This is a genomic window from Clostridium sp. (genome assembly GCF_036781005.1).
In the GTDB taxonomy this organism is placed as follows: domain Bacteria; phylum Bacillota; class Clostridia; order Clostridiales; family Clostridiaceae; genus Clostridium_B.
On the sequence record NZ_DAIQBT010000076.1, the window covers coordinates 1 to 4,155 of the forward strand.

Annotated in this window: 5 protein-coding genes; all 5 read left to right on the forward strand. The window is 27.6% G+C overall.

Annotated elements, in window-relative coordinates:
• Positions 1-348, forward strand: a 348-nt coding sequence (locus V7Q02_RS15820) for a glycosyltransferase (RefSeq protein WP_333862045.1), incomplete at its 5' end; no start/stop codon positions are given.
• A gap of 29 nt (positions 349-377) precedes the next feature.
• On the forward strand, positions 378-1,217 hold the full coding sequence (locus V7Q02_RS15825) for a glycosyltransferase (protein WP_333862046.1): 840 nt from the start codon (positions 378-380) through the stop codon (positions 1,215-1,217).
• Entirely contained in the window at positions 1,217-2,200 is a 984-nt protein-coding gene (locus tag V7Q02_RS15830) for a glycosyltransferase family 2 protein (protein ID WP_333862047.1), read from the forward strand. The genes V7Q02_RS15825 and V7Q02_RS15830 overlap by 1 nt, the downstream gene beginning before the upstream one ends.
• Positions 2,197-3,279 (forward strand): EpsG family protein, encoded by a 1,083-nt coding sequence (locus V7Q02_RS15835; protein WP_333862048.1) that lies wholly within the window; start codon positions 2,197-2,199, stop codon positions 3,277-3,279. Before V7Q02_RS15830 ends, V7Q02_RS15835 begins: the two co-directional genes overlap by 4 nt.
• Positions 3,280-3,296: 17 nt before the next feature.
• Entirely contained in the window at positions 3,297-4,043 is a 747-nt protein-coding gene (locus tag V7Q02_RS15840; protein ID WP_333862049.1) for a glycosyltransferase family 32 protein, read from the forward strand.
• Positions 4,044-4,155 lie beyond the last annotated feature (112 nt).

The following is a 4,155-nucleotide window of genomic DNA, read 5'->3' on the forward strand; positions in this document are numbered from 1 at the left end:
TGGGTAGATAATCCTATAGCTTACATGAAAATTATGGATGTTGGGATGCTTTTATCTCGTTGGGAAGGTTTCGGGTTAGTGCTTCCAGAATATATGGCTTGTGGTGTTCCTATTGTAGCTACTAATGTGGATGCTATTCCTAATATTATTCAGAATGATAAAAATGGGTTATTAGTAAAAAAAGATAATTATCGTCAATCAGCAAATGAAACGATAACCTTGCATGACAATTTTGGAGAAAGTAATAAAATTACAAAAAATGCTTTGCAATACGTTAATAATAAGTTTGACGGTAAACGTTTAGCAAATGAAAGTATGAATTTATATAAAAATTATGAGAACAATTAGTAGTATTTTGGATTGGTAAAAAGAATAATATGGTTTCGAAGAAGGACATTGTTTGTATAGTTGTTTTATACAACCCTGATAAGCAAGTTATTAATAATATAAAAGAATATTGCCATCTTTTTAATCGAATAGTATTGGTAGATAATTCTGAAAAAGATAATAATGATATTTTTGCTAAAATTTTGAATGCTAAATATATTCCTTTAAAAGCTAATACAGGAATTGCAAAAGCAATCAATGTTGGGATTGAAAACTCTGATGAGCCCTATATTTTAACGATGGATCAAGACAGTATTATTTCAGAAAATCTTATAGATGCTTATATTAGTTTTCTTAATAAAATGGATTCTAGTGATTTGGGTGCTCTAACACCACAATATGATACTGATCGAAATCATATTGTTAGTGCTGAAGGTTATGAAAAAGTTTTATTATCTATGCAATCAGGAACTCTTTTTAAAAGAAAAACATTTAATAAAATAGGTTTGTTTAATGAGAAACTTTTTCTAGATGTTGTTGATTGGGAATTCTTTCTTCGAATGAAAGAAGCTCACTTAAATTTGATAAGATTGAATAATGCTGTATTAAAACATCAACCAGCAATTACAAAGGTAATAGGATTTGGCCCTTTCAAATTAAAATATGGAAGTGCATCACCAATTAGATATTATTATCAAGTAAGAAATCTCCTCTGGACAGCTAGAAAATATCACAGCAAACCACTCTATGCTAATTTATTTGTTAAGTTCTTAAAAATAATTCTTTTATTTGATCATAAACAAACATATTTAAAATCATTTAGGCAAGGAATAAGAGACGCAAATAATAATCAATTAGGAAAATATTATTCTAATTATGAGGGAAATTAATGATAAAGAGGGAAAGTTTAATTACTATAGTTGTACCTGTATACAATGTTGAAAAATATTTATTTAGATGTGTTAATAGCATACTTAATCAAACTTATAAAAAACTTCAAATTATTTTGGTAGATGATGGCTCTACAGATAGTTCTGGAAAGTTATGTGATTCTTTTAAATCCGATAAGCGAGTCAGCGTTATTCATAAAATTAATAATGGTTTATCAAGTGCTAGAAATGCTGCTTTACCTTTAGTAAAAGGAGAGTATGTAACCTTTATTGATAGCGATGACTGGGTTGATAAAAATTTTATTGAGATATTATATAAAAATTTAGTAAAAGCAAATGCAGATATTAGTGTTGTAGGATATTATATTTCCCCAGAACAAGGAAAAGAACATTCATATTTTGGAAAAGATGTGAATGTTGAAGTCATGGATAGTAAGCAAGCCTTGGGTACTTTTTTGTTACATGACGGATTAGGTGTGACTGTATGGGGAAAGCTGTATAAAACTATTCTGTGGAAGAATATTCGATGCCCTGAGGGAAAATTACATGAAGATCAATATACGACCTATAAATTATTGGATTTGGCAAATAAAATAGTTTTTGATAAAGTTCCACTTTACCATTATTATCAGAGATCTACTTCTATTGGGCATTCCTCTTTTTCTATTAGGTCATACGATCTATATGATGGCATTCATGAAGAATATAGTTTTATTATTAATAAGTATCCTGATATAAAAGAAAATGCCAAATTAGAGCGTGATATTTGGGAACTAGTATTTGTAAACATGATGTTACGTGCTAATGTTAATAATAAAAAGATAATAAAAAAAGTTCATCAACATATTAGTTCAGATTCGAATATTATATTTAGCAGTAATCATTTATCTAGAATAAGAAAAATTCAGATGTGGTTATTTACTCATACTTTTTATATCTATAAATTTATCTATAAAAATATTAAAAACAGAAAAACTTTATGATTTATATTATATTATTCATTTATACAATTGGTGCAGGATATATTTTTGAAAATTCTGATCTTTATAAAAGAAGATTTTTAACACATAATTTTAATGCTTTAAGTTATGACTCTATTAAAAGATTTTTTCTTTATATTTTAATAGTATTACCGATGGTCTTGGTTCATTCATTTAGATACGGTTTTGGCGCCGATTATAGTGGGACGTATCAAGCATTATTTTATGATGTAAAAAATGGCATACCATTACCTAATCTTGAATATGGTTACTATTTATTAACCAAATTTGTGGCATCATTTACTGATGATTATGTATGGGAGCTTTTTGCAGCTTCTGTCCTTACTTTTGTTATTGTATTGTTAGCAATATATCGAAATTCTAGTATGTTAACAGTATCATTATCAATGATATTTTTATCTGCTTTTTATTTTGATTCAACAAATACAGTTCGGCAAGAATTGGCTGCTGCTATTTTTATTTACGCTATGCCATATATTAAAGAAAATAAGTTTTGGAAATATTTAGCTTGTATATTTTTGGCTAGCCTTTTTCATATGAGTGTATGGTTATTATTTCCGTTATATTTTTTAAGTAAATTTAAAATAAATAAAAAAATATTATTTTTAGTATTCTTTATAGTATTTTTACTTAGAAATCAGCTGAACCAACTTGTACTTAATTTTGTTAATACAAGTAGTATTTATAATAAATATACAGATTACTTAGATGCTGGTAGAGGAACAGTACTTGCTTATTCGATTATTACCGGCGGAATACTGCTTATATATATCTTTTTTGTCAAAAAAAATGATAATTCTAAATTAGATATTTGGTTGATCTATTTGGGCTTTATGTTTTCAATATTAAGTGCATTTGTTCCATATATTTCAAGATATGTACTCTATTGTCTAGCTTCTTTAATTTTCATAGTTCCAGATATGTTCAAGAATATGAATCCTCAAACTAAGATAATTCCTGAGATAATGACATATTTACTTGTAGGCTCATATACCATATACATTGTATTTATTGGAAATTGGTATCGAGCTATACCGTATATTTCGTTTTTAAATAGGTAGTTAATAGGAGATTGATAATGATACCCAAGGTTATAAATTACTGTTGGTTTGGAAATAATCCTCTTGATAAACGAACTAAGAAATGTATTGATTCCTGGAAAAAATATTGTCCAGATTATCATATTGTGCAGTGGAATGAATCAAATTTTGATACTAATTGTTGTGATTATGTAGAAGAAGCATATAAAGTAAAAAAATGGGCATTTGTAAGTGATTATGCTCGATTTAAGATCTTATATGAACATGGCGGAATTTATCTTGATACGGATGTTCAACTAATAAAAAGTATAGATGATCTTGTTAATAAAGGTCCATATATGGGTTATGAAGCTTATTGTAATATTGATAAGTTAAATCCTAATCATGAGTTTTTGGTGAACACAGGATTAGGAATGGCAGCAGAACCGCATATGAAAATATTTAAAGAAATTTTAGATTACTATGAATCCCAACATTTCCTTTATGATGATGGAAATATAAATCAAATGACTGTAGTGGAGAGAGTTACTAAAATTTTGAAAAAGCATGGCCTAACAGGAGATGGAAAATTAGCTGTAATAAAGGGATTAACTGTATACCCAGAGGATTATCTTTGTCCATTTAATTTTACTTCGGGTAAAACTAACATAACTGATAACACTTACTCAATTCATTTATATTCCGCTTCTTGGCAAAGTAGTTCAGCTCGATTTAAAAATAAAATAAGGAGATACTTACCTGTTTCTTTCGTCAATTTAATATCAAAGATAAAGCATCATGAATAATATTTATATATCAACTTTTTGAAAAAAAGTAATAAAACTAAAAAATGGGGTGCCAGTAGAAGTTGGTGCTTCTAATAGATCTAATTTCTTATATCCAATACATGATAATATT

Excerpts from the sequence above, each read along its gene's own strand:
- V7Q02_RS15825 (WP_333862046.1), top strand. The coding sequence starts at position 378 with ATGGTTTCGAAGAAGGACATTGTTTGTATAGTTGTTTTATACAACCCT.
- V7Q02_RS15830 (WP_333862047.1), top strand. The coding sequence starts at position 1,217 with ATGATAAAGAGGGAAAGTTTAATTACTATAGTTGTACCTGTATACAAT.
- V7Q02_RS15835 (WP_333862048.1), top strand. The coding sequence starts at position 2,197 with ATGATTTATATTATATTATTCATTTATACAATTGGTGCAGGATATATT.
- V7Q02_RS15840 (WP_333862049.1), top strand. The coding sequence starts at position 3,297 with ATGATACCCAAGGTTATAAATTACTGTTGGTTTGGAAATAATCCTCTT.